The sequence below is a fragment of the Salipiger sp. 1_MG-2023 genome, from assembly GCF_030547555.1.
Classification (GTDB): Bacteria; Pseudomonadota; Alphaproteobacteria; order Rhodobacterales; family Rhodobacteraceae; genus Salipiger.
This window is the reverse complement of sequence record NZ_JAUOQN010000051.1, coordinates 1-24754: the sequence shown is the minus strand read 5'-3', so window position 1 is coordinate 24754 and position 24754 is coordinate 1. Positions and strand designations below refer to the sequence as shown.

The window sequence follows — 24754 nt, the reverse complement described above, 5'->3', positions numbered from 1 at the left end:
GGTTCCGGATTTTCCGCGCCCGTTGCACTTGGCGCGGGAGGGTCGCTTACATGAAGCCCAGTTCCAGCCGCGCCTCATCGGACATCATGTCCATGCCCCAGGGCGGGTCGAACACCATCTCGACATCGACATCCCGCACGCCGGGTACGGCGCTGGCCGCATCCTGCACCCAACCGGGCATTTCACCGGCCACCGGGCATCCGGGGGCGGTCAGCGTCATGATCACCCGGACCGAATTCGCATCGTCGATATCGATCGTGTAGATCAACCCGAGGTCATAGATGTTCACGGGGATTTCGGGGTCGTAGACCGAGCGGCACGCCTCGACCACCGCCTCGTGCAGCGGGTGCCCGGTGCTGGAGGGAGCGATCAGCGGCGCGCCTTCAAGCGGTGCATCGTTCATGGTCTGTCCTTTATGTGTCTTTCTTGAGAAAATATATAGGGAATGCGGTGGCGCGGGTAAAGGGCGGGCGTCATGTCTGCAAGGGGTTGGGCTGGCGTGGCGATCAACCAAAAGAAGAATTTGCGTGCAGACAAACAAACATATTTGAGAATTGTCGTTTCATGCTATGCCTTGGCCTGCGCCCGGTGAGGGCGGTCCGCCGCGCAAGTTCGGCTTTGTTCCTGAACCATTGAACTCATCGCGGGGATGCGGTGGCGACAAGGGCGGCGCAAGGCGGTCCGGGCCGGCGTTTGTTTGCCCGCCAATAATTTCTGGCGGAGTGGGAGTAAATGGGGAGGGGAAATGGTGTCTGACCGGGACGGGGATGTTCTCGAGGCGCTGGTGATCGAAGCCGGACGGGTGTCAGGACTGCGCGCTGTGCCAAGGCTGCTTCGGGCGGCGGCGGCGCTGGTTGAACATGCGGGCTATGAAATTGCCAAGGGCAACGAGACGGCGCGGGTGACGCAGGTGATTCTGCTTGCCGCCGAACTCGAACGCCTTTGCGCGACGCTTGAAAAGGCGGACCGCGATGCGCTGAACGGGGCCCCTTGGCAGAGTTCCAGCCCGGGATGATCGTCGCGCCCCGGTGTTTTCCGGCGCGCGGCATGGCGCACAGCAGGGCAGTTGGTAAGCGATGTAAAAAAATGACGAAGGCACCTATCAAAACCGCTTGACGGCATCCGGGCCGCCGCCTAGAAGGCCCCCACGTTCGGGGAGACACTCCTCGGAGGCAGTGAGCGGTTGTAGCTCAGATGGTTAGAGTACCGGCCTGTCACGCCGGGGGTCGCGGGTTCGAGCCCCGTCAACCGCGCCACACTGCCCCGAAGAAGTCGCTCCGTGCTGTATGCGCGGTTGTAGCTCAGTTGGTTAGAGTACCGGCCTGTCACGCCGGGGGTCGCGGGTTCGAGCCCCGTCAACCGCGCCACTTTCCTGTGACACTTGCGATGCATGTTTCGACATGGCATCGCGAGTGTCCGGGAGAAGCGGCCAAGCCACACAGTTTTCCAAGTATTTTCAAAGACGTTCGCCGTCCGACGCTTTCAGGATGCGCCGACGCTTGAGAACTGCGCCCGTTCAGGTTAAACGGCCCTCTGTTTCCAGATCCCAGGACCCCTCCGATGAAGTTCCTCGACCTTTGCAAAGTTTACATCCGCTCCGGCAGCGGGGGGAACGGCTGCATTGCGTTCCGCCGCGAGAAATTCATCGAATTCGGGGGGCCCAATGGCGGCGATGGTGGCTGTGGCGGCGATGTCTGGGTCGAAACCGTCGACGGGCTCAACACGTTGATCGACTTTCGCTACCAGCAGCATTTCTTTGCTGAAAACGGCCGCGCCGGCGCTGGCCGTCAGATGACCGGTCGCGACGGGAATGACATCATCCTGCGCGTGCCCGTCGGCACCGAGATCATCGACGAGGACGAAGAGACCGTCATCGCCGATCTCGCCACGCTGGGCGAGCGCTACCTGCTGGCCAAGGGCGGCAATGGCGGCTGGGGCAACCTGCATTTCAAGACCGCCACCAATCAGGCGCCGCGCCGCGCCAACCCCGGCCAGCCGGGGGTCGAGCGCACGGTCTGGCTGCGGCTCAAGCTGATCGCCGATGTCGGCCTGCTGGGCCTGCCCAACGCTGGCAAGTCGACCTTTCTGGCGGCCACGTCCAACGCCCGCCCCAAGATCGCCGACTACCCCTTTACCACGCTGCACCCCAATCTGGGCGTCGTCGGCGTTGATAACCGCGAATTTGTCGTGGCTGACATTCCGGGCCTGATCGAAGGCGCGCACGAGGGCCGCGGCCTTGGCGATCTGTTCCTTGGCCATGTCGAACGCTGCGCCGTGCTGTTGCATCTCGTCGATGGCAGCTCTGGCACGCTGCTCGAAGATTACGACACCATCGTCACCGAAATCGAGGAATACGGCGAAGGGCTGGCCGACAAGCCGCGCATCGTCGTGCTCAACAAGATCGACACCATGGATGACGAGGAACGCGCCTTCCTCAAGGACGAGCTCGAGGCGCATTCCGGCGAGTCGGTGATGTTGATGTCAGGCGCGTCAAAGGAAGGCACCGTCGATGTGTTGCGCGCCCTGCGCCCCTATGTCGATGCCGCCCGCGCCCCTGTCGTTGCCCCCGAAGAAGACGATACATGGCGTCCCTGACCGCGGCCTCGCGGCTGGTCGTCAAGATCGGCTCGGCGCTTCTGGTCGACAAGGAAACCGGGGCGTTCCGGGGCGACTGGCTGCGCTCCATTGCCGAAGACATCGCGCAAATCCGGGCGCGCGGCACCGATGTGATCCTCGTATCCTCGGGCTCGATCGCGCTGGGGCGCGGTATACTGGGGCTGCCGCGCAGCGCGCTGCCGCTGGAACAAAGCCAGGCGGCGGCCTCGGTCGGCCAGATCCGCCTCGCCCGCGAATGGGAAGAGGCGCTCGCCCCGCATGGCGTGGTCACCGGGCAGGTTCTGGTGACGCTCGAAGACAGCGCCGACCGCCGCCGCTATCTCAACCAGCGCGCCACCATGGAAACGCTGCTGGGCTTCGGCGTGGTGCCCATCGTCAATGAAAACGACACGGTGGCGACCGACGAAATCCGCTACGGCGATAATGACAGGCTGGCGGCGCAGGTCGCTGTCACCGTCGGCGCCGATCAGCTGATCCTGCTGTCCGATGTCGATGGCTTCTATAGCGCCAACCCGCAGCAGGACCCGGCCGCTTTCCGCTTCGAGCAGATCGACGAAATCACCCCCGAAATCGAAGCCATGGCGGGCGATGCCGGTTCGGGCCTGTCCAAGGGCGGCATGAAAACCAAGCTGATGGCCGCCAAGACCGCCACCGCAGCCGGCTGCGCCATGGCGATCACCGAGGGCTCGGTGCTGCACCCGCTTCAGGCGCTGGAAGACGGCGCCAATGCCACATGGTTCACCTCGCGGCTCGACCCGCACGCGGCCCGCAAGGGCTGGATCGCGGCGATGAAACCCTGCGGCGCGGTGATCATTGATGCGGGCGCGGCGCAGGCGCTTGGGCAGGGGCGCTCGCTGCTCCCCGTCGGGGTCACGGGGGCCGAAGGCAGCTTCGGGCGCGGCGATCCGGTGGCGATCCGCGATCAGCGCGGCGCCACGCTGGGGCAGGGCCTGACCCGCTACACCGCCGAAGAGGCGCGCCGCATCGTCGGCCTGCACTCATGGGAAACCGAAGCGGCGCTTGGCTATCCCGGCCGCGCGGTGCTGATTCACCGCGATGATATGGCGCTCTGACAAACGGCGCCGCGCCCTGGCTTCATCTTGCCAGATAAACTCCGGGGGGAGCGCGCAGCGCGGGGGGCTGGCCCCCCTCCCGGCACAAACATCTTTGACTGGCCCGGCCCGGCGCGCGGCGCTATATGACAAGCTCCTGCCAATGATCCCAAGGGGTGATCCGCGATGAAAGACATGACCGACATTGCTGCCGTCATGACCGAAATCGGCCGCCGAGCAAAAGCGGCCGCAGCCGAGCTCGCCTTCACCCCGCCAGAGGCAAAGACCCGCGCGCTGATCGCCGCAGCCGACGCGATGAAGACCAGCCGCGCCGAGATCATCGCCGCCAATGCGCAGGATCTCGAATTTGGCCGCGAAAAGGGCCTGACAGAGGCGATGATGGATCGGCTGACCCTCACCGATGCGCGCATCGCCGCCATCGAGGACAGCCTGCGTGCCATCGCCGCTCAGCCCGATCCCGTGGGCGAGGTCATCGCCGACTGGGACCGCCCGAGCGGGCTGCATATCCAGCGCGTGCGCACGCCGCTGGGCGTTGTCGGGGTGATCTACGAATCACGCCCCAATGTCACCGCCGATGCCGGGGCGCTCTGCCTGAAATCCGGCAATGCGGTGATCCTGCGCGGCGGTTCGGAAAGCTTCCATTCGTCGCGCGCCATCCACGCCTGCCTTGTGACCGGCCTGCGCGCCGCCGGCCTGCCCGAAGACTCGATCCAGCTTGTGCCCACGCGCGAGCGCGCCGCTGTCAGCGAATTGTTGCAAATGACCGATTATGTCGATGTCATCGTGCCGCGCGGTGGCAAGGGGCTGGTCGGCCTTGTACAGCGCGAGGCGCGGGTGCCGGTCTTTGCCCATCTCGAAGGCATCGTGCACATCTATATCGACGCGTCGGCCGATCCGGTTAAGGCGCTGTCTGTGGTGATCAACGCCAAGACCCGGCGCACCGGCATCTGCGGCGCGGCCGAATGTCTGCTGATCCATCAGGACGCGGTCGACACCATCGGGCAGGGCATCATCCGCGCGCTGATTGACGCCGGGATCGAGGTGCGCGCCGATGTGGCGTTGCAGGCGATTCCCGGCACCGTGCCTGCCAGTGATGCCGACTGGGGCTGCGAATATCTCGACAGCATCATCGCCGCAAAGGTGGTTGCGGATGAAGACGCCGCCATCGCCCACATCCGCGCCTTTGGGTCCAGTCACACTGATTGCATCCTCGCCGAGGACGAGACCGCCATCGCCCGCTTCATCGAACGGGTGGATAGCGCCATCGTCATGGTCAATTCCTCGACCCAATTCGCCGACGGCGGTGAATTTGGCATGGGCGCCGAGATCGGCATTGCCACCGGCAAGATGCACGCCCGTGGCCCGGTTGGGGCCGAGCAGCTGACCTCGTTCAAATACGTGGTGCGCTCGGATGGGGCGGTGCGCACGTAACCGCCGAAGCCGCCGGGAAACCGGCGGCTGCTGTCAGCGGATTTCGATCGACACGGCGGCATCGCCGGTGTGCACGGTCAGCTTGCGCCCGGCTTCGGGGACAAGCATCGCAAGGCAGGCGAACTGAACCCGGTCTGGCGCGATGTCGTCGGGCGCCTCGAGATTTCCCAGTGCCGACCAAAGCGCGGGATCCACGCTGACCCGGCGCCCGGTGCCGGTGATGCGCCAGATGCCATCGGCTTCCAGGATCTGCACCCGCCCGCCCAGCGGCAGCGCCGTCTCGCAGCACAGCGCCGCAAGATAGGCGATCTGCACCGCCTCGCGCGCCGCGCTGGTCTGCGGCTGCCAGTCCATCGTCATGCGCCCGCCTTCGCAGTAATCGGTAATCAGCTTCGCCGCCTCGTTGTGGCCGACCATCTGTTCCGGCGAGGCCTTTCCAAAGGCAACGCGGAAAAAATTGATTCGCGCCCGGGCCGAGGCGCAGCTTTGCGCGATAAGCTCCATCTCTTCGGGGCCGGGGCTGCCTGCGAGGGCGATCAGTTCCAGCCCGTTGGATATTGCCCCGATGGGGCTGACGAGATCGTGACACAGGCGCGACCCTACCAGGGTGGCGAGTCTCGCGCTATGATCTGTCATGGTGGACTCCTTGAACGAAGGGCAGAAAATGGACGACCTGAATGCGATGCTTGAGCCTGGAATGCTGGTCACGCATCCCGAGCAGCCCGATTGGGGCACCGGACAGGTGCAATCCAATATCGCAGGCCGGGTCACGGTCAACTTCCGCGAGCAGGGTAAGGTTGTTATAGACGGGCGACGTGTCGGCCTTGTTCCGGTTTTCGACAATTAGACTAAGCCTCCAGATATTTAGGATTGGTTAACGCCGGTCTGAGCGGGTTTGGCCAAAACCGGTTTTCCTTGCGGCGCTCTGGCCTTAAACACGCAGGAGGCGGGGCTGGGCCAAGGAGGGCCAATGGCACTGGACGAGACCGAATTCACCGTGCGGCTGGCCCGGTGCGCGCAAGACATCCGCGCGGCGCAGCGCCTGCGTTACGAGGTCTTTGTCGAGGAGCTGGGCGGCTCTGGCGCGCTGGTCGACCATGACGCGCGGCTGGAACGGGATCGATTCGATCCGTTCTTCGACCATCTGCTGCTGAGGGATGCGCGGCGCGGCGATGCGGTTGTCGGCGTCTACCGGCTGCTGCGCGACGATCAGGCCCGCGTTGCCGGCCAGTTCTATTCCGAAGACGAGTATGATCTTGAACCGCTGCGGCGCTCTGGGCGGCGGCTGCTGGAGCTGGGGCGATCCTGCCTGCATCCGGACTATCGCGGCGGCACGGCGATGATGCATCTGTGGCAGGCGCTGGCCGGTTATGTCGCCGAGCACGGCATCGAGGTGCTGTTCGGCACCGCGTCCTTTCACGGCACCGATGTGGCGCGGCTGGCCGAGCCCTTGTCACTGTTGCACCACCGCCACCTTGCGCCAGAGGCGTTGCGGGTGCGCTCGCGGGTGTTTCAGTCGATGGATCTGCTGCCCGAGGCGCAGATCGACCGCAAGCGCGCCATGCTTGAGGTGCCAGCCCTGATCAAGGGCTACCTGCGGCTTGGCGGCACGGTTGGCGAGGGGGCCTTTGTGGACCATGCGTTCAACACCACCGATGTGTGTCTGGTGATGGACACAGAACGCCTGAACGCCAAGGCGGCGGGCATCTACACGCGGGCGCGCGGATGAGCCCGACTTGGCGCGGAGAGCCGCCCAAAGACACGCCGCCCGGGCCGGGGGGCTGGGCGCTGGCACTGCTGCGCGGGCTGGCGCTGACGGGGGTTTTGCTGGTCGGGGTCTGCATCACGCTGCCGCTTCGGCTGCTCGAGATCGTCGGTTTTGGCGGGCGTCGCAGGGTCACGCCCTACGTGACGCAATACGCTTGCCGGGCGGCGATGGGGGTTCTTGGCATCCGGGTTGAAAGCCGTGGGCCGCAGATGTCGGGGGCTGGCTCTTACGTGGCGAACCATGCATCGTGGCTCGATATCTTCGTGCTGAACGCCCACCGCAACCTGTGCTTTGTTTCCAAGTCCGAGGTGGCGGGCTGGCCGGGCATCGGACTTCTGGCAAAGCTCACCGGAACGCTGTTCATCGCGCGCGATCCACGCGCCGCGCTTGAGCAGCGCAAGCTGTTCGAACGGCGCCTGTTGCAGCGCGACCGGCTGCTGTTCTTCCCAGAGGGCACCTCCACCGACGGGCAGCGGGTGCTGCCATTCAAATCGACACTGTTTTCCGCCTTTTATGCCGATGCGCTGCGGCACGAGATGCAGCTTCAGGCGGTGACGGTGATCTATGAGGCCCCTCCGGGGGCCGACCCGCGGTTTTATGGCTGGTGGGGCGACATGACCTTTGGCGGGCATTTGCTCAAGATGCTCGGGACATGGCGGCAGGGGCGGGTGCGACTGGTCTATCATCCGCCGGTGCGGGTGGATGATCATCCCAACCGCAAGTCGCTTGCTGCGCAGCTGGAACGACAGGTGCGCAGCGCCCATCCCTGCGGTCAGGTTGTCATCTGACCGCAGGTTGGTGGCTTATCTGCCCGAAGGTCAGCCTTTGGTTTGCGCCATCGCCGCGGCAAGCCGGGCGATCGCCTGCGCCGGATCGTCCTGCGACCAGATTTCTTCGCCGATGCCAAAGAAATCGGTGACCGGGGTCAGGCTGGCGATCAGCGCGTCGCTCAGGCCGCCTTCGGCGACGCAGGGCACTTCGATCATCTGCGACCACCATTCGAACAGCTCGAAATCGGCCAGAGTGCCATCGCCAAGCGCCTCGCCGGCGACCGGACCGAAGGTGACGTAATCAGCGCCGGCCTCGCAGGCATTCATCCCGTCATGGCGCGACGCCCCGCAAGAGGCGCCGACGATGGCGTCAGGGCCCAGTTCCTTGCGGGCGTGACGCACGGTGCGCGCGCCGTCGGTCAGATGCACGCCGTCAAGACCGAGCCGCTGGGCCAGACCAATATGGGTGTCGAGCACCAGCGCGATGTCATGGGCATGGGCGACCTCGCGCACCGCGTCGGCGGCGCGCAGGATGCGGTCTTCGTCGCGGGTGGCAAGCGACAGCCGAATGCAGGCGATATCGGCCGCATCAAGCACCTTGTTCAGCTGCTGAGGAAAGGCGGACAGGTCGAATTCGGGCGGCGTGATGAGGTAAAGCTGGGGGAGGTCGGCTTCGTCCATGGTGCTATTCCTTTGCGCGGTCGGGGGTCTATATCGCGACAGGGTGGCGGCTGCCAAGGGGCGCTGTTGACCGGGGGCGTGCCTGTGGCGCGGGCGGGATGCCTCCGGCGGGGATATTTGGGGCCAGAAGAGGCCCGGGCGCTTGCTCTTGGGGGCCTGTGGCCTTAGGGGAAAGCGCAAACCGATGGAGGGGCAATGCCCGGCGATCTGAGACAACCGGCTTTCGTGCTTGTGCGCCCGCAGATGGGCGAGAATATCGGGGCGGCGGCGCGGGCGATGTGGAATTTCGGCCTTGACCGGATGCGGCTGGTGAGCCCGCGTGACGGCTGGCCGAACCCGGCGTCGGCGGCGATGGCCTCTGGCGCGGGGCGGCTGCTGGATGAAGCGCAGCTGCATGAGGATGTGGCGGGCGCGGTTGGCGATTGCGATCTGGTGTTTGCGACCACGGCGCGTCAGCGTGGCCTGACCAAGCCGGTCTATTCCCCCGAAGAGGCGATGAAGGCCGCCGCCGACCGGCTGGCCGAGGGCGGGCGCGTGGCGGTTATGTTCGGCCCTGAGCGCGCGGGCCTTGAGAATGGCGATGTGGCGCAGGCCAATGCCATCATCTCGGTTCCGGTGAACCCCGAGTTCCCGTCTTTGAACCTTGCGCAATGCGTGCTGCTGTGCGGATATGAGTGGCGGCGGGCCTCGGGGCGCATCGAGGCGCGGCGGGAGGAGCTGGCGGGCGCGCAATGGGCCAGTACCATCGAGGTTGAAAAGCTGGCCGAGCATTACGAACAGCGGCTGGACGAGGCGGGATTCTTTTTCCCCGAGCACAAGGCGGCGTCGATGCAGCTGACCTTGCGCAACCTCTGGAGCCGTATGCCGCTGACATCCGAAGACGTGCGCACGCTGCACGGTATCCTGCGCCAGATGGTGCGCTGGAAGGAGCGCGGCTGAGCGCTTGAAGCGGGGCGGTGCGCCGCCTATCGTCCGCCACGACCGAGACAGGAGAGATCCATGGCCGAGAAGCGCAAGCTGTTCGAGGAGGTGGGCGCAGAGCAGCCCAAGGCAGTGCCCGCAGGCGGCATGATCGACAAGGGGCGCGGCGGTGCGCGCGGTGCGATCCGCCTGTGGCTGATGCTGATCTTTGCGCTGGTGGCGGTGATGATCCTTGTCGGCGGGCTGACACGGCTGACCGACAGCGGATTATCGATCACCGAATGGAAGCCGCTGAGCGGCGCCTTGCCGCCCCTGAGCGCGGCGGAATGGCAGGCTGAGTTCGACCTATATCGCCAAATCCCGGAATTCCAGTTGCAGAACAACCAGATGACCCTTGCCGAGTTCAAGGAGATCTACTGGTGGGAATGGGGCCACCGCCAGCTTGGTCGGGTGATCGGGCTGGTCTGGGCCGTCGGGTTTCTGGGCTTTCTTGTCGCCAGAAAGATCCCCACCGGCTGGACCGGGCGGCTGCTTGGCCTTGGTGCGCTTGGCGGGCTTCAGGGGGCGATTGGCTGGTGGATGGTGTCGTCCGGGCTTGGCGGCGAGATGCTGGACGTAGCGTCTTATCGGCTGGCGATCCACCTAGGGCTGGCGTTTGTGATCTTCGGGATCATCGCGTGGTATGTCTTTGCCCTTGGGCAGAGCGAACGGGCGTTGATGCAGGCCCGCCGGGCCCGCGAGGCCAAGCTGTTCGGCATGAGCACCGGGTTGATGCATTTCGCCTTTCTCCAGATCCTGCTGGGCGCGCTGGTCGCCGGGATCGACGCCGGGCGCAGCTATACCGACTGGCCGCTGATGGCGGGCGGTTTCATCCCGCCGCAGCCTTTCCAACTTGAGCCATGGTGGCGCAATTTCTTTGAAGAGCCGGGCCTTGTGCAGTTCATCCACCGCATGAGCGGCTATTTGCTGTTCGTCTTTGCCGGGGTGGTCTGGCTTCGGGCGCGCCGCTCACCCAATGCGAACACGCGCTTTCGCTTCAACGCCGTGATGGCGATGATGCTCGTGCAGATGGTGCTGGGCATCGTCACTGTGCTGTACGCGGCGCAGCTGCATATCGCGATCACCCACCAGCTGGGCGCGATCCTGCTGTGGGTGCTGATCATCCGGGCCCGGTTCGGGGCGCAATATCCGCGGGTGCAATCCATTCGAGAGGCTTCCAGATGACTGCGTTCAACGAGTTGATGGCGCATCAGCGCGAGACCGGCGCGCTGGCGCAGGTTGCTGGCCGGCTTGGCTGGGATCAGGAAACCGTGATGCCCGCCGGGGCGGGTGATCAGCGCGCCGAAGAGCAGGCGGCGATGGAATCGGTGCTGCACGCGCGGCGCACCGATCCGCGCATCGGCGCGTGGCTGGCTGCCATCGACGCCGCGGCGCTGGACGATGAAGGCCGCGCGCAGATCCGCCATATCCGCTGGAACTATGGCCGCGCGCAGGCGATTCCGGCGGATCTGGCCACGGCGCTGGCGCGGCTGACCAGCCGGGCGCATCAGGCTTGGGCGGCGGCGCGGGCGTCGGACGATTTCAAAGGCTTCGCGCCGCTGCTGGCCGAGGTCGTGGCGCTCAAGCGCGAGGAGGGCGCGGCGCATGGCGGCGATCCCTACGATGCGCTGTTGCAGGATTACGAACCGGGGGCCAGCGCCGCGCAGCTGGGCGAGATGTTCGGGGCGCTGCGGCCCCGGCTGGTGACGTTGCGCGCCGCCTGCCTTGACGCGCCGCAGCCCGCGCCGCTGACCGGCAGCTTCGATGCCGGGGCGCAGATGGCGCTGGCGCAGCGGCTCGCCGGGGTGTTCGGCTATGATTTCGACCGCGGGCGCATCGACAAGGCGGTGCATCCGTTCAGCTCGGGCTCGGGCGATGATGTGCGCATCACCACCCGCACCGCGGTGGATGATCCGCTCAACTGCATCTACTCGACCATCCACGAGACCGGCCATGCCTGCTATGAACAGGCGATCCGCCCGGCCTATCGCCTGACGCCGCTGGGCGAGGGCGTGTCGATGGGCGTACACGAAAGCCAGAGCCGGATCTACGAGAACCAGCTTGGCCGCTCGCGCGCCTTTACCGGCTGGCTGCATGGCGCGATGCACGAGGCGTTCGGCGCCGAGGTGCCGGGCGGGCCGGAGGCGTTCTATCGCGCCGTCAACCGGCTTGAGAACAACTTCATCCGCACCGAGGCGGACGAGGTGCAATACAACCTGCACGTCTTGTTGCGCTTCGATCTGGAGCGGGCGCTGATTTCCGGCGATCTGGCGGTGGGCGATCTCGAGGCGGCGTGGAATGATCGCTTCAAGGCGGATTTCGGCTTTGACGTCGATAAGCCCTCGCACGGGGTGTTGCAGGATGTGCATTGGTCGGCCGGGCTGTTCGGCTATTTCGCCACCTACACGCTGGGCAATGTCTATGCGGGCTGCCTGAACGAGCATCTGCGCGCTGCCGTGCCGACGCTGGATGATCAACTTGGCGCAGGCGATCTAAGCGCCGCGACCGGCTGGCTGCGCGAAAACGTCCAGCAATATGGCGGGCTGTATGAGCCGCGCGAGGTCATCGCGCGGGCTTGCGGCGGCGCCGCGCCCAGCGAAGAGCCCTTGCTGCGCTATCTCGAGGCCAAGTTCGCCGATCTCTACGGGCTCTAAGCGCATCCCGCCTGTCACCGGTCTGTCACGTGGCGGGTCTATGCGGGCGGGAAACGGGAGTCTGTTTACATGCTGGATCGTGGATGCGCTGCGCTCAGAACCGAGGTGCACGCGCTGCGCGAGGCGGTGCTGGGCGGCGCCGCCACCCGGCTGGCGAAGTGGCATGGCTGGATCGAACGCGACGCCTATCGTCCCAGCGCCGGGAATCTCGCCCAGTATCTGGCCCTGCGCCAGCACGACATCCGCCCGTTGCAGCGGGCATTGATGCAGTGTGGGTTGTCCTCGCTCGAACGGGCGCAAAGCAGGGTGATGCCCGAACTCGACGCGCTTTGCGCCGTGCTGGATGCGCTGACCAGTGACGACATGGTGACGCCGGTGCCAATCGAGCGTTTCTTTGCCGGGCAGGCACGCATCGCCGCACGCGCCGAAGCGCTGTTCGGCCCGATGCCGCGCGGATCGAAGCAGTTGATGGTGACGCTGCCAACCGAGGCGGCGGACGGCCCGGCGTTTTGCGAACAGCTGGCGCGGGCGGGGGCTGGGGCGGTGCGGATCAACTGCGCCGATGACGGCCCCGCGGCGTGGCGGGCGATGATCGAACACACCCATGCTGCCGGCGGGATCACCGGGCGGCGGATGAAGGTGCTGATGGATCTGCCGGGGCCAAGGATCCGCACTGGCGCCATGTCCGACACCAAGGGGCTGCGGCGCATCCACCAAGGCGACGCACTGGCACTGGCGCTGCCGGGGCGGCTGCACGACGTGCCGCGCGGCGTTGCCGGGATCGAATGCAGCCTTGCTGCGCCGATCCATGCGCTATGCGCGCGCCAGCGCGTGTTCATCGATGATGGCAAGCTGGCCTGCCGCGTGGCGCAGCGCGCGCCTTGGGGCGTTTTGCTGACCGTGGAGCGCGCGCCGCCGCAAAAGGGCTACAAACTCAAACCCGATAAACGGCTGAACTTCCCCGATTGCGCCCTCGATATCCCGGCGCTGACAGCGCCCGACCGCGACGCGCTGCGCTTTGCGCTCGATCACGCCGACGGGGTGGTGTTTCCCTTTGTGCAGCGCGTCGGCGATGTCGAGGATCTGCAGGAGTTTATCGCTGCCAAGCGCCCCGGCAGGGCGCAGAGCTTCGGGCTTGTGCTGAAGATCGAAACCGAACGCGCCCTGCGCAATCTGCCCGACATGCTGGTGCGCGCGGCAGGACGCCAGCCGACGGCGGTGATGATCGCGCGCGGCGATCTGTCGGTCGAGATCGGCTTTGCTCGGCTGGCAGAAATCCAGGAGGAAATCCTGTCGCTATGCGATGCGGCGCAGGTGCCGGCGATCTGGGCGAGCGCGGTGCTGGAAAGTTTCCTGAAGACCGGGCTGCCGACGCGGGGCGAGATGAGCGATGCGGCGATGGGCGCGCGGGCGCAATGCGTGCTGCTGAACACGGGCCCGTATCTGCTGGATGCGATGGCAGAACTGACCCGGCTGTTCGACCGCATGCCCGACCATCTGGACTGACAAGCGCCGCCACACGGGCCGCTGGTAAGTTGGTGATCACCCCGGCCACCCCGATGAAAGGGCGGCCGGGGCGGCGTATCAGCCGAAGGTCGCGCCGAAGGTCGCCTTGTAGGTCTCTTGCAGCTCGGCCAGCGGCGCTTCGGAGCCGCCCAGCCGGACCGTATCGCCGGTGAACTTGCCGACGCTTGTCAGGGTGACGCCAGCCTTGCCCGCCTCGATCATCAGCGCCTCGGCGCAATCGTAGTTGCAGGCGATCAGGTAGCGGCCCTGATCCTCGCCGAACAGCTCGGCGGTGTCGCTGCTGTCAAGATTCACCCCGGTGCCAGAGGCTTCGGCCATCTCGAAGGCGGCCATGGCCAGCCCGCCATCGCCAAGATCGGTGCAGCAGTTGATCCATGCCCGATGGGCGAGAATGAATTCGCCGTTGCGACGTTCCTCATCCAGATCGACATGCGGCGCATCGCCGTCTTCGCGGTTGAACACTTCGGCCAGCAGGGCGGACTGCCCCAGATGACTGCCGGTCTGGCCCAGCAGCAGCGCCACATGGCCATCGCGCGCATAGCCAAGGATCGGCTCTTCGCCCGCCGCGATCAGCCCCACCGCGCCAATGGTCGGGGTGGGCAGGATGCCGGTGCCGTCGGTCTCGTTGTAGAGCGAGACATTGCCCGACACGATCGGCATATCCAGCGCGATGCAGGCCTCGCCGATGCCGCGCAGGGCTTCGACAAACTGGCCCATGATCTCGGGCTTTTCGGGGTTGCCGAAATTGAGGTTGTCGGTGGTCGCCAGCGGCCGCGCGCCGACGGAGACAAGGTTGCGCCATGCTTCGGCCACCGCCTGCCGCCCGCCCTGCACCGGGTTGGCCTTGACGTAGCGCGGCGTCACGTCCGAGGTGAATGCCAGCTTCTTGTCGCTGCCATGTACGCGGATCACCCCCGCGCCAAAGCCGGGGATGCGCACGGTGTCGGCCATGACCTGACTGTCATATTGCTGATACACCCATTCGCGCGAGCAATAGTTCGGCGAGGCCAGCAGCGCCTTCAGACCGTCGATGGGATCGATGCCCGGCACGTCGTCAAGCGGGGCGGCGGGCTCGGTTGCCACCCATGGGCGGTCGTATTCCGGGGCCGAGGAAGACAGGCGCGACAGCGGCATGTCGGCCTTGACCTCGCCATTGTGCAACACGAGGAAGCGATCCTCGTCGATGGTTTCGCCGACGATGGCAAAGTCGAGATCCCACTTGTCGAACACCGCCTTGGCCTCGGCCTCCTTGGAGGGGTCGAGCACCATCAGCATGCGCTCTTGCGATTCCGACAGCATCATCTCGTAGGCGGTCATATGCTTTTCGCGCTGCGGCACCTTTTCCAGATCGAGCCGGATGCCAAGGCCACCCTTGTCGCCCATTTCCACCGCCGAACAGGTCAGACCCGCCGCGCCCATGTCTTGAATCGAGATGACAGCGCCGGTCTGCATCAGTTCCAGCGTGGCTTCCATCAGGCGCTTTTCGGTGAACGGATCGCCAACCTGCACGGTGGGGCGCTTGGCCTCGATGGACTCGTCGAATTCCGCCGAGGCCATGGTGGCGCCGCCAACGCCGTCGCGGCCGGTTTTCGCGCCAAGATAGACCACCGGGCGCCCGACGCCGCTGGCTGCCGAGTAGAAGATCTTGTCAGTATCGGCGAGCCCTGCCGCAAAGGCATTTACAAGGCAGTTGCCATTATAAGCGGAATGGAAGCGCACTTCGCCGCCCACGGTCGGCACGCCGAAGCAATTGCCATAGCCGCCGACGCCTTCGACCACGCCATGCACCAGCTGGCGGGTCTTGGGGTGCTCTTTGACGCCGAAGGACAGCGAGTTCATCGCCGCGATGGGCCGTGCGCCCATGGTGAAGACATCGCGCAGGATGCCTCCAACGCCGGTCGCCGCGCCCTGATAGGGTTCGATATACGACGGGTGGTTGTGGCTTTCCATCTTGAAGACCACCGCCTGACCGTCGCCGATATCGACCACGCCGGCATTTTCGCCGGGGCCGCAGATCACCTGCGGGCCAGTGGTCGGCAAGCCCTTGAGATGGAGCTTGGACGATTTGTAAGAGCAATGCTCGTTCCACATCGCCGAAAAGATGCCCAGTTCGGTGAACGTCGGCTCGCGATTCAGGATCTGCAGGATCCGCGCGTATTCATCCGGCTTGATGCCGTGTGCCTCGATCAGCTCTTCGGTAATCGCCGGTTCCTGCATGAGATATCCCCTGTGGTCAAGTTGAGCGCTCTTTACGCCAAGGGCGCGCGCGTTGGAAGGGCCGGTATCAGCGTGTGGCCGAACTGCGCTCTTGCGGCGTCAATATGCGGGCGGGGCAGATCGGCTGACCGGCTTTGTCAAAGAAGAGATTGGCACGTCGGCCCTGTATCAATGCGCTCAGCGCGCGCAGCATGATCGCCGCGCCAGCCATGCCAGCGCCATGCTCGCGCAGCCTGTAGCGGGCGCTTTGGGTGAACACCCGCGCGCGGACCTTGCCAAAGCGCGTCTCGTCTGCGGGCAGCACGACGCCGACAAAGGGAAGCAGCGGTCGGGGCAGCGTATTGGCAATAGCGGTGCCGCAACAGCCCGCGTGCCAGCGCAGCAGGCCTTTTGGCGACAGGCGCAGCAGGGCAAGATGCTCGGCCCCGCGGGTGATCTGCACCCGGTCGGGCAAGGTCTGAAAGAGCGTCGTGCCGCCCGCCGCGTCCAGCGCCGCGCCAGCGTCCAGTACCTGCGCCGCCGTCTGGCAATCCTTGCAATGGCAGATCACCAGCGTGCCGGGGCTGCGCGGCGCGACGCGCCACGCCATGGTGCCGCAACGGCAGCTCAGCTCTCGGGGGTCGGGCATCGGTGTCTCCTTATTGCAAGGCATACCAAGGAATCCGGAGGCCGGGCCAAAAAAAAAGGCCGAGCTCAAAGCTCGGCCGAAGTCCAACAGGGAGGTATGAAGATGATGCGCCGAATGGCGCTTCAACCTTCATCTGCCGAATATGTCATCGGTTCTGAGTCGCACAAGGCACAACGTGCCGCAAAGGTGTCATTTCCGCTATGACTGTGGCGCAAGTCTCACACCTTTAGGGCGAGTTCAGTCCGCTCCCATCGCCCTAAGTTGCCTGCGATGCGAAAAGATTTCGTCCTGAACAAAATCGCGGAAGGCCGAGACTCGTTTGGAATGGCGCAACTCTTCGGGGTAGGCCAGAAACACCGGCACCTCGTTGCTTTCGATTTCGGGCAGCACGCGCACGACGTTCGGGAAATCCTCGATGATGTAATCGGGCAGCACGCCGATCCCCAGATTCGCGACCACCGCCTGCAGCACGCCAAAGTAGTTGTTCACCGTCAGCGCCGTCTTGATGTCATAGGTCAGCAGTTCCTGTACCATCAGCTTGCCAGCCGCGACCTGAGACGACGCCGGGTTCTGGCAGATCAGCCGGTGCTTTGCCAGATCGTCAAGCGTTTCGGGCACGCCGCGCAGCGCGAGATATTCAGGGGTGGCATACATGCGCATCCGGATCGACATCAGCCGTTTGCGGATCAGGTCGGCCTGCGAGGGCTCTTTCATCCGGATCGCCACGTCGGCCTCGCGCATCGGCAGGTCGAGCACGCGCTCTTCGAGCATCAGGTCGATCTTGAGATCGGGGTATTTCTCGTAAAGCTTGGTCAGGCGCGGGGCCAGCCACAGCACGCCGAAGCCATGGGTCGTGGTGACCTTGAGCTCGCCGAACACCTCTTCCTCGCTGTCGCGGATGCGCGCGGTGGCCGCGTCGATGCGTTTGACCATGCTGGCGGTGGCGTCGAACAGCAGCTCGCCCTGTTCGGTGAGAATCAGGCCGCGGGCATGCCGGTGGAACAGCGTGGTATTGAGCGATTCCTCCAGCGCGCGGATTTGCCGCGAGACGGCCGATTGCGAAAGATGCAGTGCATCCCCCGCATGGGTCAGGCTTCCCGCATCCGCCACAGCATGAAAGATTCTTAGCTTGTCCCAGTCCATCACGTTTTCCAATCCCGCTCGCGCGACTTGTATACGACACAAAGGGTAAATGGGAACCGTCACTTTCCGGGGCATCAGTATAGGTGCAAAAAATCCCTAGGAGGGTCAGCGGTTTTGACCTATTATGAAGGTCAATTGCCCATGCAATGTGCGACGGGAGGCGCTCATGACCAAGCAATCCATATCCCTCGACGACCGTTTCAATCTTGAAAAGTCCCCGGTGCTGCTGAATGGCACGCAGGCGCTGGTTCGGCTGATGCTGATCCAGAAGGCGCGCGACGTTGCCGCCGGGCTGAACACCGCCGGCTATTGTACCGGCTATCGCGGCTCTCCGCTGGGGTCGGTCGACATTCAGATGCGGCGGGCGCAGAAATACCTCGATGCCGCCGACATCCGCTTTCAGGAAGGCCTGAACGAGGATCTGGCCGCCACCGCGCTCTGGGGCTCGCAACAGGCCGAACTGCGCGGTGAGGGGCGCTATGATGGCGTTTTCGGGCTGTGGTACGGCAAGGGGCCGGGGGTCGACCGATCCGGCGACGTGATGCGCCATGCCAACATGGCGGGCACCTCGAAACATGGCGGCGTCATCATGGCGCTGGGGGACGATCATACCGGCGAAAGCTCGACCGTGCTGCACCAGTCGGAATGGGCGCTGGTCGATACCTATATGCCGGTGGTCTCGCCAGCGGGGGTGCAGGAAATCCTTGATTACGGCGTCTACGCCTGGGCGCTGTCGCGCTTTGCCGGGGTCTGGGTCGGTCTCAAGACCATGAAGGATACGGTCGAGGCGACGGCGGTGGTCGATGGCCGCCCGGATCGCATGTCGCTGGTGGTGCCCGACTTCGACATGCCCGAGGGCGGGCTGAACATCCGGCTGGGCGACACGCCCCACGCGCAGGAAAAGCGCATCATCGATTACAAACGCTTTGCCGCCGAGGCGTTTTCCCATGCCAACCGCATGGACAAGCGCATGTGGGGCAAGCCGGGGGCCAAGATCGGCTTTGTCGCGGCGGGCAAGAACTGGCTCGATCTGCTGCACGCGCTGTCCTTGCTGGGCATCGACGAAGCCGAGGCCGAGCGGCTGGGCCTCACCACCTACAAGGTCGGGCAGACCTTTCCGCTGGACATGCTGGGCTTTCACGACTGGGCCGAGGGGCTGGACCTGATCGTGGTGGTCGAGGAAAAGCGCAAGCTGATCGAGATTCAGGTCAAGGAAGCGATCTTTGACGACCGCCGCGGCCGTCGCGTCTATGGCTGGCACATTGGCGGCGGCGCAGGCTCGATGCATGGGCCAGAGCTGTTCCCGACGCAGGGCGCGCTGGATCCGATCATGATCGCAGAGCGGCTCGGCAAGATCCTGCTTGATGAAGGGCGCGGCACGGATCGCATCAAGGCCGGTCTGCAATCGCTTGAGCAGGAAAGGAAATCTGACAACGCGCCCGAGATCGCGGCGCGGTTGCCCTATTTCTGTTCGGGCTGCCCGCATAATACATCCACCAAGCTGCCCGAGGGCGCGCGCGCCTATGCCGGCATCGGCTGCCATTACATGGTGCAATGGATGGACCGCGAGACCACCGGTTTTACCCATATGGGGGCCGAGGGCGCGAACTGGATCGGCGAGGCGCCATTTTCCACAAGAAACCATGTGTTTCAGAACCTTGGCGATGGAACTTACAATCACTCGGGGTCTCTGGCGATCCGTGCGGCGCTGGCCGCGGGCACCAATATCACCTACAAGATCCTCTACAACGACGCCGTCGCCATGACCGGCGGTCAGCCCAACGAGGGCGGGCTGACGGCGGATCGCATCGCCCGTGAATTGCTGGCGATGGGGGTCAAACACCTTGTCGTGGTCTATGACGAAAAGGAAGAGGTAGACTTTAGCCTTTTTCCGCAAGGCATTGAAAAACATGAACGCGCAGAGATGCAAGCGGTGCAGGAGCGCTGTTCAAAAATCCCCGGTGTGAGCGCGATCCTGTATATCCAGACCTGCGCCGCCGAAAAGCGCCGCCGCCGCAAGCGTGGCAAGTTTCCGGACCCGGACCAGCGCGTGTTCATCAACACCGATGTCTGCGAGGGCTGCGGGGATTGCGGGGTGCAATCGAATTGCGTGTCCATCGTGCCGGTGGAAACCGAACTGGGCCGCAAGCGGGCCATAGACCAGTCGAGCTGCAACAAGGATTTCTCTTGTCTCAAGGGGTTTTGCCCGTCCTTCGTAACCTTGAAGGGGGCAAAGATCCGCAAGGGTGAAACCGCCGCGCTGGAACTGCCCGACATGCCGTTGCCGCAGCTGCCGGTGATAAACGGCACCCATAACGTGGTGATCACCGGCGTTGGCGGCACCGGCGTTGTCACCATCGGCGCGGTGCTGGCGCAGGCGGCGCAGGTCGCCGGGCTTGGCGCCGGGATGATGGAGATGGCGGGCCTCGCGCAGAAAGGCGGCGCGGTGCATATCCATTTGCGGCTGGCCAACCGCCCCGAAGACATCAGCGCCGTGCGCGTCGCCATTGGCGAGGCAGATGCGCTGATCGGCGGCGATCTGGTGGTCAGCGCCGGGTCAAAGACGCTTGGCCTCACCCGCACCGGGCGCACCGGCGCTGTGGTCAACGCCCATGAGATCGTCACCGGCGAATTCACCCGCAACCCGGAGTTCCACATTCCCAACGACCGGCTGAAGCTGTCGCTCGAGGCGCGGCTGCAAGAGCGCGTGGCGCTGTTCGATGCGACCGAGCTGGCGCGGATCACTATGGGGGATTCGATCTTTTCCAACATGATGATCCTTGGTGCGGCGTGGCAGCAGGGGTTGGTGCCTTTGCCGCATGACGCCATCGGCGAGGCGATCCGCCTCAACGGGACGGCGGTGGACAGGAACCTGCGCGCCTTCGAGATCGGCCGCTGGGCAATGCTGCACCCGGAGCAGGCCAGCCGCATGGTGACACCGACGGTGACGGGCAAACCCAAGACCACCGAAGAGAAGATCACCTATCGCGAGGCCCATCTGGCGCGCTATCAGAACCGGCGTCTTGCGCGCCGCTTCCGCGCCATGCTGACGCCGATCAAGGATGAGCCGCTGCGCGAGGCGGTCGCCAAGGGCTACCACAAGCTGTTGTCCTACAAGGACGAGTACGAGGTTGCCCGTCTGCATCTGGAAACCCGCGACAAGGCAAAGCAAGCCTTTGAAGACGGCTTCGAGATGCAGTTCCACCTTGCGCCGCCGCTGCTGAGCAAGATGGGCTCGGACGGGCGGCCGGTCAAACGGACCTATGGCGAGGGGATGCTGCGCGCCTTCGGCCTGCTGGCAAAGCTGAAATTCCTGCGCGGCACGCCGCTGGACCCGTTCGGGCGCACCGCTGAGCGGCGCATGGAACGGGCGCTGATCGCTCAGTACGAGGGCGACATGGCCGAGGCGCTGCCCCGGCTGGCGCCTGAGACCCGCGATGCAATCCTCGCGCTGGCGCTGCTGCCGCTACAGATCCGCGGCTTTGGTCCGGTGAAGGAGGCCAACGAACGCGAGGCCGCCAAGCGGCGCGAAGAGCTTCTGGCGGTGATCCGCGCCGGGGGCAGCGGCATGGCGCGCGCTGCCGAGTAGGTGGCAATGGATTCTCCTGCCGAAGCCTCGTAAGAACGATGCGAGGCAAGGCAGGAGATGCGCCCATGGCGGTTGGTGTGTTCGATTCGGGGCTGGGCGGGTTGACCGTTCTGGACAAGGTGCAAAAGCGTCTGCCGGATGTGCCCTTCGTCTATTTCGCTGACAGCGCCCATGCGCCTTATGGCGTGCGCGATGCGGATGATATTTACGAGCTGACCACCAAGGCGGTGGAACGGCTGTGGGAGGCGGGCTGCGATCTGGTGATTCTGGCCTGCAACACCGCCAGCGCCGCGGCGCTGCGCCGGATGCAGGAAAACTGGATTCCGCGCGACAAGCGGGTGCTGGGCGTGTTCGTGCCGCTGATCGAGGCGATGACCCAGCGCCAGTGGGGCGACAATTCGCCGCCGCGCGAGGTTGGCGTGCAGCACGTGGCGCTGTTCGCCACCCCGGCCACGGTGCGCAGCCGCGCCTTTCAGCGCGAGCTGGCGTTTCGCGCCATTGGCGTCGATGTCGAGGCGCAAGCCTGCGGCGGGCTGGTCGATGCCATCGAGGAAGGCGACATGATCCTTGCCGATGCGCTGGTGCGCAGCCATGTCGACGCGCTGTTGCGCAAGATGCCCAAGCCGCAGGCGGCGATCCTTGGCTGCACCCATTACCCGCTGATGGAGGATATCTTTCAGGACGCGCTGGGGCCCGATGTCACGGTCTATTCGCAGGCCAATCTCGTGGCCGAGTCGCTGGCCGACTATCTGGCGCGCCATCCGGGCATGCTGGGCACTGGCAGCGAGGCGATGTTCCTGACCACCGGCGATCCGCGCAAGGTTTCGGGTCATGCCACACGGTTCCTGCGGCGCGAAATCACATTTCGCGCGGCTTGATCCCGGTCACAGACCGGTGGCGCGACCAAAGCCATATTGACTCGTGAACGGGGGATGCCCGACAAGATCCGCCCAAGGAGGACTGCCCATGTCGCTCAGATCGCTGAAAAAGCAACGCCGGATTCAGGTGATCGCGCTGGCCGTGGTGGCCTTGGCCGTGTCCAGCGGGCTGATCGGCTATGCGATGCGCGATGGCATCAACTATTTCCGCTCGCCCAGTCAGGTGATGGAGGCACCGCCCAGCCCGAACGAGACCTTCCGCATCGGCGGGCTGGTTGAGATCGGCTCGGTGGTGCGCGGCGACGGGCACGAGGTGCGCTTTGTGGTGACCGATGGCGGTGCCAGCGTGCCGGTGGTGTTTGCCGGGGTGCTGCCGGATCTGTTTGCCGAAAATCAGGGCGTGGTCGGCACCGGGCAATATATCGACGGCGTGTTCCGCGCGTCGGAAATTCTCGCCAAGCATGACGAGACCTACATGCCCAAAGAGGTCATCGACGCGCTGAAGGAACAGGGCGTCTATGAAGAGCCCAACAGCTGACCTCGCCGCGAGCGGGCCAGAAAAAAGCCCCCCGCGCTGCGGAGGGCTTTCAAGGTCTCAGGCGTTGGCTTCGCGGATCTTTTCCGCGGCGTCCTTGTCGTAGGTGACGCCGCTGTCCTCGAACAGCTTGTCAAGCTCGCCAGACAGGGTCATCTCGGTGATAATGTCGCAGCCGCCGACGAATTCGCCCTTGATGTAAAGCTGCGGAATGGTCGGCCAGTCGGAATAATCCTTGATGCCCTGACGGATGCCGTCATCCGCCAGCACGTTCACATCGTGGAACTCCACGCCCATGTAATTCAGCACGCCTGCAACGCGGCTGGAAAAGCCGCATTGTGGCATCGACTTGGTGCCTTTCATGAACAGCACAACATCGTTGGCCTTCACGGTGTCTTCGATCGTCGTCTTTGCGTCGGTCATGTCATTCTCCGGTCTCGGGGGCAGGCGGCAAGCCGCTGCGTCGTGTTGGGACAAGCAAGGGGCGGGCCAAGCTTATTCGGGGGCCTTGGTGGTCAGCGCAAGGGCGTGCAATTCGCCGTTGTTGCCATCCATCTTGCCCTTCAGCGCGGCGTAGACCGCGCGCTGCTGCTGGACACGGTTCTTGCCACGAAAGCTCTCGTCGATGACCTCGGCGGCGTAATGGTTTCCGTCGCCTGCAAGGTCGGTAATGGTGACGCGTGCCTCGGGGAAGGCAGCCTTGATCAGCTGCTCGATCTCCGTCGCTTCGATGGCCATTGCGTGGGTACTCCGCTATCTGTCCTGTCGATTCAGATGTAAGCGCCACAAGGCCGGGGCGCAAGCGGTGCGCCGCGGCTCAGCAGGCCAGTCTGACCCAGACCGGCACGTGATCCGACGGTTTGTCGCGCCCGCGAATATCCTTGTCGATCGCCACCTCTTCGAGCAGGTCGGCGGCCTGCGGGGTCATCAGCAGGTGATCGATGCGGATGCCATTGTTCCGCTGCCACGCACCGGCCTGATAATCCCAGAAGCTGTAATGCCCCGCGCCGGGGTGAGTGCTGCGAAACGCTTCGGTGAAGCCAAGGTTCAGGATGCGGCGAAAGGCGGCGCGGGTCTGCGGCAGGTACAGCGCGTCCTCAAGCCAGGCTTCCGGTTTGGCAGCGTCTTCGGCTTGCGGGATGACGTTGTAATCGCCGGCCATGATGGCGGGCATCTCGTCCTTCAGCAGCTGGCGGGCGCGGGTTTCGAGCCTGTCCATCCACGCCAGCTTGTAATCGTATTTCGGCCCCGGCGCCGGGTTGCCGTTGGGCAGGTACAGCCCGCACAGCCGCACTGCCTGCGTGCCCACCACCGTCGCCTCGATCCAGCGCGCCTGTTCGTCGCTGTCATCACCGGGCAAGCCTCGGGTGACATCCTCGAGCGGCAGTTTCGACAGGATCGCGACCCCGTTGAAGCCTTTCTGGCCGTGGGTTTCCACCTGCCAGCCGAGATCTTCGAAATGGGCGCGGGGGAAGCCCTCGTCGACCGACTTGATTTCCTGAAGCAGCGCGACGTCGGGCGCGGCCTCGTTCAGCCAGTCGGTGAGGGCCTCGATGCGGGCCTTGATGCCGTTGATGTTGAAGGTTGCGATCTTCATGGGGCCCTCCGCGATGTCGCGAACCCTATCGCCGATGCGCGGCTCGGGGGCAAGGGCGCGACGGTTCAGAGGTGTGATTCGCAGGATGACGTAGCGTTATATTGGCCGAATCTCGACCTGAAAACAGGCCGCAAAATTTTATCCACAGAAATTATCATTCTGTGGGGAAGGATGATTTTTGTTTTTTACTCGTCTTCTGGCAGTTTCACTGCATGTGGAGAACCTGTGTATAATTCAACCTATGGAAGAAACCATATTGTCAGAAACCCGTTAAAAAAGAAACCCTGAACCCACCTGAACAATTCAGTCAATCAAGGGGTTCCCAATGTCCGCAGTACTCAAGCAGCTGGTTTCTGAAGAAATCGTTGATGTTTTCGGCGCAGACGCCTTTTCCGGCGATGCCGTCGAAATGGTCACGTCCTGTGCCCGTCCGATGAGCGCAATCGACCTGTTTTGCGGCGATGCCGTCGAGATGGCCACGTCCTGCGCCGCCCCGTCCGAGCTGACCTCGGCCTTCACCTCCTGCGCCGCGCCGGCTGGGCTTGAAGCCACCGCAACCAGCTGCGCCGTGATCTCCGAGCTGACCTCGGCCTTCACCTCCTGCGCCGCGCCGGCTGGGCTTGAAGCCACCGCGACCAGCTGCGCCGTGACCTCCGAGCTGACCTCGGCCTTTACCTCCTGCGCCAC

Annotated in this window: 23 protein-coding genes, 2 tRNA genes and 1 pseudogene; 17 read left to right on the top strand and 9 right to left on the bottom strand. The window is 64.6% G+C overall.

The window, feature by feature from the left end:
* Positions 1 to 46: 46 nt before the first annotated feature.
* Positions 47 to 403: an SUF system Fe-S cluster assembly protein gene (locus Q4543_RS19195; RefSeq protein ID WP_216002926.1), complete on the bottom strand. Its 357-nt coding sequence runs from the start codon at positions 401 to 403 to the stop codon at positions 47 to 49.
* Between the two features lie 342 nt (positions 404 to 745).
* On the opposite strand from Q4543_RS19195, the gene Q4543_RS19190 reads away from it, so the two are divergent.
* From Q4543_RS19190 to Q4543_RS19165, 6 genes are all read left to right on the top strand, one after another.
* Positions 746 to 1015: a DNA primase gene (locus Q4543_RS19190; protein WP_303440959.1), complete on the top strand. Its 270-nt coding sequence runs from the start codon at positions 746 to 748 to the stop codon at positions 1013 to 1015.
* A gap of 164 nt (positions 1016 to 1179) precedes the next feature.
* Positions 1180 to 1256: transfer RNA gene (locus Q4543_RS19185), tRNA-Asp, on the top strand.
* Positions 1257 to 1290: 34 nt separating this feature from the next.
* Positions 1291 to 1367, top strand: a tRNA-Asp gene (locus Q4543_RS19180).
* Positions 1368 to 1560: 193 nt separating this feature from the next.
* A complete protein-coding gene (gene obgE / locus Q4543_RS19175; protein WP_303440957.1) occupies positions 1561 to 2595 on the top strand; it encodes a GTPase ObgE in 1035 nt (344 codons plus the stop codon).
* Positions 2583 to 3689, top strand: a complete 1107-nt coding sequence (gene proB, locus Q4543_RS19170; RefSeq protein ID WP_216002923.1) for a glutamate 5-kinase — start codon at positions 2583 to 2585, stop codon at positions 3687 to 3689. Before obgE ends, proB begins: the two co-directional genes overlap by 13 nt.
* Before the next feature lie 165 nt (positions 3690 to 3854).
* Positions 3855 to 5120: a glutamate-5-semialdehyde dehydrogenase gene (locus Q4543_RS19165; RefSeq protein WP_303440954.1), complete on the top strand. Its 1266-nt coding sequence runs from the start codon at positions 3855 to 3857 to the stop codon at positions 5118 to 5120.
* Positions 5121 to 5153: 33 nt separating this feature from the next.
* Here the strand turns inward: Q4543_RS19165 and Q4543_RS19160 are convergent, their stop codons facing one another.
* Entirely contained in the window at positions 5154 to 5756 is a 603-nt protein-coding gene (locus tag Q4543_RS19160) for a histidine phosphotransferase family protein (RefSeq protein WP_303440952.1), read from the bottom strand.
* 28 nt (positions 5757 to 5784) lie between these two features.
* Here Q4543_RS19160 and Q4543_RS19155 point away from each other — a divergent pair, with 28 nt between their 5' ends.
* The 3 genes from Q4543_RS19155 to Q4543_RS19145 all read left to right on the top strand — a co-directional run bounded on the left by Q4543_RS19155 (position 5785) and on the right by Q4543_RS19145 (position 7676).
* Entirely contained in the window at positions 5785 to 5967 is a 183-nt protein-coding gene (locus tag Q4543_RS19155) for a DUF3553 domain-containing protein (protein ID WP_216002920.1), read from the top strand.
* A 123-nt stretch (positions 5968 to 6090) separates the two neighbouring features.
* Positions 6091 to 6849 carry a GNAT family N-acetyltransferase gene (locus tag Q4543_RS19150; RefSeq protein ID WP_216002919.1) on the top strand — a complete coding sequence of 253 codons (759 nt, stop codon included), beginning with the start codon at positions 6091 to 6093 and terminating at the stop codon, positions 6847 to 6849.
* Positions 6846 to 7676: a 1-acyl-sn-glycerol-3-phosphate acyltransferase gene (locus Q4543_RS19145; protein ID WP_303440949.1), complete on the top strand. Its 831-nt coding sequence runs from the start codon at positions 6846 to 6848 to the stop codon at positions 7674 to 7676. Before Q4543_RS19150 ends, Q4543_RS19145 begins: the two co-directional genes overlap by 4 nt.
* Positions 7677 to 7706: 30 nt before the next feature.
* Here the strand turns inward: Q4543_RS19145 and Q4543_RS19140 are convergent, their stop codons facing one another.
* Positions 7707 to 8339, bottom strand: coding sequence for a thiamine phosphate synthase (locus Q4543_RS19140; RefSeq protein ID WP_303440947.1), 633 nt, complete (start codon positions 8337 to 8339; stop codon positions 7707 to 7709).
* A gap of 195 nt (positions 8340 to 8534) precedes the next feature.
* Between Q4543_RS19140 and Q4543_RS19135 the strand changes: the two genes are divergently transcribed.
* The 4 genes from Q4543_RS19135 (at position 8535) to Q4543_RS19120 (ending at position 13459) form a co-directional block, all read left to right on the top strand.
* Positions 8535 to 9278: an RNA methyltransferase gene (locus tag Q4543_RS19135; RefSeq protein WP_303440945.1), complete on the top strand. Its 744-nt coding sequence runs from the start codon at positions 8535 to 8537 to the stop codon at positions 9276 to 9278.
* Between the two features lie 60 nt (positions 9279 to 9338).
* Positions 9339 to 10484: a heme A synthase gene (gene ctaA / locus Q4543_RS19130; RefSeq protein WP_303440943.1), complete on the top strand. Its 1146-nt coding sequence runs from the start codon at positions 9339 to 9341 to the stop codon at positions 10482 to 10484.
* Positions 10481 to 11953, top strand: a complete 1473-nt coding sequence (locus Q4543_RS19125) for a carboxypeptidase M32 (RefSeq protein ID WP_303440940.1) — start codon at positions 10481 to 10483, stop codon at positions 11951 to 11953. Before ctaA ends, Q4543_RS19125 begins: the two co-directional genes overlap by 4 nt.
* 69 nt (positions 11954 to 12022) lie before the next feature.
* Positions 12023 to 13459, top strand: a complete 1437-nt coding sequence (locus tag Q4543_RS19120; protein WP_303440938.1) for a pyruvate kinase — start codon at positions 12023 to 12025, stop codon at positions 13457 to 13459.
* 78 nt (positions 13460 to 13537) lie between these two features.
* Here the strand turns inward: Q4543_RS19120 and purL are convergent, their stop codons facing one another.
* The 3 genes from purL to Q4543_RS19105 all read right to left on the bottom strand — a co-directional run bounded on the left by purL (position 13538) and on the right by Q4543_RS19105 (position 17468).
* Positions 13538 to 15697 carry a phosphoribosylformylglycinamidine synthase subunit PurL gene (gene purL / locus Q4543_RS19115; protein WP_303440936.1) on the bottom strand — a complete coding sequence of 720 codons (2160 nt, stop codon included), beginning with the start codon at positions 15695 to 15697 and terminating at the stop codon, positions 13538 to 13540.
* 67 nt (positions 15698 to 15764) lie between these two features.
* Complete coding sequence (locus tag Q4543_RS19110) at positions 15765 to 16325, bottom strand: DUF6151 family protein (protein WP_303440934.1); 561 nt, start codon at positions 16323 to 16325, stop codon at positions 15765 to 15767.
* A gap of 237 nt (positions 16326 to 16562) precedes the next feature.
* Entirely contained in the window at positions 16563 to 17468 is a 906-nt protein-coding gene (locus Q4543_RS19105) for a LysR family transcriptional regulator (RefSeq protein ID WP_303440932.1), read from the bottom strand.
* A gap of 124 nt (positions 17469 to 17592) precedes the next feature.
* On the opposite strand from Q4543_RS19105, the gene Q4543_RS19100 reads away from it, so the two are divergent.
* From Q4543_RS19100 to ccmE, 3 genes are all read left to right on the top strand, one after another.
* Positions 17593 to 21057 carry an indolepyruvate ferredoxin oxidoreductase family protein gene (locus Q4543_RS19100; RefSeq protein ID WP_303440930.1) on the top strand — a complete coding sequence of 1155 codons (3465 nt, stop codon included), beginning with the start codon at positions 17593 to 17595 and terminating at the stop codon, positions 21055 to 21057.
* A gap of 65 nt (positions 21058 to 21122) precedes the next feature.
* Positions 21123 to 21935 (top strand): glutamate racemase, encoded by an 813-nt coding sequence (gene murI / locus Q4543_RS19095; RefSeq protein WP_303440928.1) that lies wholly within the window; start codon positions 21123 to 21125, stop codon positions 21933 to 21935.
* 88 nt (positions 21936 to 22023) lie between these two features.
* On the top strand, positions 22024 to 22473 hold the full coding sequence (ccmE, locus tag Q4543_RS19090; RefSeq protein WP_303440925.1) for a cytochrome c maturation protein CcmE: 450 nt from the start codon (positions 22024 to 22026) through the stop codon (positions 22471 to 22473).
* Between the two features lie 57 nt (positions 22474 to 22530).
* Here ccmE and grxD read toward each other — a convergent pair whose 3' ends face one another.
* The 3 genes from grxD to xth all read right to left on the bottom strand — a co-directional run bounded on the left by grxD (position 22531) and on the right by xth (position 24067).
* Positions 22531 to 22893 carry a Grx4 family monothiol glutaredoxin gene (gene grxD, locus Q4543_RS19085; RefSeq protein ID WP_216002906.1) on the bottom strand — a complete coding sequence of 121 codons (363 nt, stop codon included), beginning with the start codon at positions 22891 to 22893 and terminating at the stop codon, positions 22531 to 22533.
* Between the two features lie 72 nt (positions 22894 to 22965).
* Positions 22966 to 23208 carry a BolA/IbaG family iron-sulfur metabolism protein gene (locus tag Q4543_RS19080; protein ID WP_216002905.1) on the bottom strand — a complete coding sequence of 81 codons (243 nt, stop codon included), beginning with the start codon at positions 23206 to 23208 and terminating at the stop codon, positions 22966 to 22968.
* 79 nt (positions 23209 to 23287) lie between these two features.
* Positions 23288 to 24067 (bottom strand): exodeoxyribonuclease III, encoded by a 780-nt coding sequence (gene xth / locus Q4543_RS19075; protein ID WP_303440921.1) that lies wholly within the window; start codon positions 24065 to 24067, stop codon positions 23288 to 23290.
* Between the two features lie 325 nt (positions 24068 to 24392).
* Between xth and Q4543_RS19070 the strand changes: the two are divergent.
* A pseudogene (locus tag Q4543_RS19070) lies at positions 24393 to 24754 on the top strand (hypothetical protein); the annotation flags it as partial.